General features: G+C 64.8%; 2 protein-coding genes. Both read left to right on the forward strand.

Going from position 1 to position 3,168, the window contains the following annotated elements; all coding sequences use genetic code 11:
• On the forward strand, positions 1-2,111 hold a 2,111-nt coding region (locus JWR89_RS02430; RefSeq protein WP_299711364.1), incomplete at its 5' end, for an efflux RND transporter permease subunit.
• Positions 2,101-3,168: efflux RND transporter periplasmic adaptor subunit (locus JWR89_RS02435; RefSeq protein ID WP_299711367.1), on the forward strand; the 1,068-nt coding region annotated here is incomplete at its 3' end. The genes JWR89_RS02430 and JWR89_RS02435, both read left to right, overlap by 11 nt.

The raw sequence follows: 3,168 nt of genomic DNA on the forward strand, positions 1-3,168 counted from the left end.
CCGTGATCATCGCGGTGTCGATCCCGCTGTCGATCCTTGGCGCCATCATCATGCTGTCGATGATCGGCGAGACCCTCAACATCATGACGCTCGGCGGCCTGGCGCTGGCGGTCGGCATTCTCGTCGACGACGCCACGGTGACGATCGAGAACATCAATTACCACCTGGAGAACGGCAAGGACGTCGAACCGGCGATCATGGACGGCGCCAACCAGATCGTGGTGCCGGCCTTCGTCTCGCTGTTGTGCATCTGCATCGTGTTCGTGCCGATGTTCTTCCTCAACGGCGTTGCGCGCTTCCTGTTCGTGCCGATGGCCGAAGCGGTGATGTTTGCGATGCTGTGGTCGTTCCTGTTGTCGCGCACGCTGGTGCCGACCATGGCGAAGTACCTCTTGCAGAAGCATGTCCACCACGCCGAAGGCGAGCGTCCGCCGACCCGCAATCCGCTGGTCAGGTTCCAGCGTGGCTTCGAAGCCCGCTTCGAGCGCTTTCGCGGTGGCTATCACGGGCTGCTTGACCTGGCGCTGACGCGACGTCCGGTGTTCGTGACCGGCTTCCTCACCGTCGTCGCGCTTTCGTTCCTGCTGGTGCCGTTCCTCGGCCGCAACTTCTTCCCGACCGTCGATGGCGGCAGCATCCTGATGCATGTCCGCACCCAGGTCGGCACCCGCGTCGAGGAAACCGCCAACCAGTTCGCCGACATTACCAAGGCGGTTCGCCAGATCGTCCCGCCGGACCAGATCGAGACCATGACCGACAATATCGGCATGCCCGTCTCGGGCATCAACCTGACCTATAACAACACCGGCGTGATCGGTTCCCAGGATGGCGATTTCCAGATCAAGCTGGTCGAAGGTCACAAGCCGACCGCGGATTACGTCCAGGCGTTGCGCGAAAAGCTGCCGCGGCTATTCCCCGGCGTCAGCTTCGCGTTCCTGCCCGCCGACATCGTCAGCCAGATCCTGAACTTCGGCGCGCCGGCACCGATCGACCTGCAGATCCGCGGCAACAACCTCGTCGGCAATTTCGACTACGCCAACAAGCTGCTCGGCCAGATCCGGCGCATTCCCGGCATTGTCGACGCGCGCATCCAGCAATCGCCGAACAATCCCGGCTTCAACATCGATGTCGACCGCACCCGCGCGCAATATGTCGGCCTCACCGAACGCGACGTCACCAACTCCATGGTGGTCAATCTCGCCGGCTCGTCGCAGGTCGCGCCGACCTATTATCTCAATCCCGAGAACGGTATTTCCTATTCGGTCGTGATGCAGACGCCGCAATACAAGATGGACTCGCTGGGCTCGCTGGAGACGCTGCCGATCACTGCGGTCAACGCCGCCGCCAATGCGCCGATGCTCGGCGGCATCGCGACCATCAAGCGCTCGGTCGGCAATGCCGTGGTGTCGCAATACGACATCCAGACCATGGTGCAGATCTACGCCACCACCCAGGGCCGCGATCTCGGCGCCGTGTCGAACGACATCTACAAGGCGATCGACGCCACCAAGGCCGACGTGCCGCGGGGCAGCAACGTGGCGCTGCTCGGCCAGGTGCAGACCATGAATTCGGCATTTTCGGGCTTGCTGTTCGGCCTGCTCGGCGCCGTGGTGCTGATCTATCTCCTGATCGTGGTGAACTTCCAGTCCTGGTCCGACCCGTTCGTGATCATCACCGCGCTACCGGCGGCACTCGCCGGCATCGTCTGGATGCTGTTCACCACGCAGACGACGCTGTCGGTGCCGGCCTTGACCGGCGCCATCATGTGCATGGGCGTCGCCACCGCCAATTCGGTGCTGGTGATCTCGTTTGCGCGCGAGCGCTATGCTATCCTCGGCGACCCCATCCAGGCGGCGTCGGAAGCCGGTTTCGTCCGGTTCCGCCCGGTGCTGATGACCGCCCTGGCGATGATCATCGGCATGACGCCGATGGCGCTGGGGCTGGGCGAGGGCGGCGAGCAGAATGCGCCGCTTGGTCGCGCCGTGATCGGCGGCCTGATTTTTGCTACGATTGCAACGCTGATGTTCGTGCCTGTCGTCTTCAGCATGGTCCACAAGAAGCAGGAGCCCGCGCCAGAGGCAGGCTCACCGGAGTTATCGCATGTCCACTGAGCCCCATCCGCCGACGTCCCGCCGCCGATTGGGGCTGGTCGGGGTCATCGGCCTGTGCGCCGCCGGCGCCATTGTCGTCACCGGCATCATGGCCCGCGCCAAAACCGATTCCGAGTTAAAGACCTGGACCAACGAGCAGGCGATCCCCTCGGTCGCCGTGGCGCCGCCGGATGCCCGCGTGCTCAACGCCACCCTCGATCTGCCCGGCCGCCTGGAAGCCTATTCCCGGGCGCCGATCTATGCCCGCGTCAGCGGCTATGTCTCGAGCTGGAACGCCGACATGGGCGCCCAGGTCAAGACGGGCCAGGTGCTCGCCGAGATCGAGGCGCCGGACCTCGATCAGCAGTTGCTGCAGGCCCGCGCCGACCTCGTCAGCCAGCAGTCCAGCGCCCGGCTGTCCGAGGCCACGCTGAATCGCCGGAAATCGCTGGTCGCCTCGAACTTCGTCTCCGCGCAGGAGATCGACGAGCGCTCGGCCGACCTCGCCAACAAGAAGGCCGCGGTCAATTCCGGCACCGCCAATGTCGAGCGGCTGGAAGCGCTGGCCGGCTACAAGAAGGTCACCGCGCCGTTCGACGGCATCGTCACCCAGCGCAACACCGATGTCGGCGCGCTGATCTCCGGTGGCACCGGCACCGGGCTGGCGATGTTCGTGATCTCCGACATCAAGAAGCTGCGCGTCTATGTCGACGTGCCGCAGAGCTACGTGCCGGCGATCAAGATCGGCGCCAAGGCCATCATCAGTGTGCCCGACCATCCGAGCCGCACCTTCCCGGCCACCGTGGAAGCCTCGTCGCAGTCGGTGGATGTCGGCTCCGGCACCGCCCGGATGCAGCTCGCGCTGGACAATCCCAAGGGCGAGCTGCTGCCTGGCGGCTATGCCAATGTGAAGATGAGCCTCGCCCGCGACTCCGCGCCGCTGCATATCCCGGCCAGCGCGCTGATCTTCAACAAGGACGGCTTGCGCGTTGCCACGGTGACGGCGGAGGACAAGATCCTGTTCAAGACCGTGACCATCGCCCGCGACCTCGGCCGCGAGATCGAGCTCGCCTCCGGC

Source organism: Tardiphaga sp. (genome assembly GCF_028290785.1).
GTDB lineage: Bacteria > Pseudomonadota > Alphaproteobacteria > Rhizobiales > Xanthobacteraceae > Tardiphaga.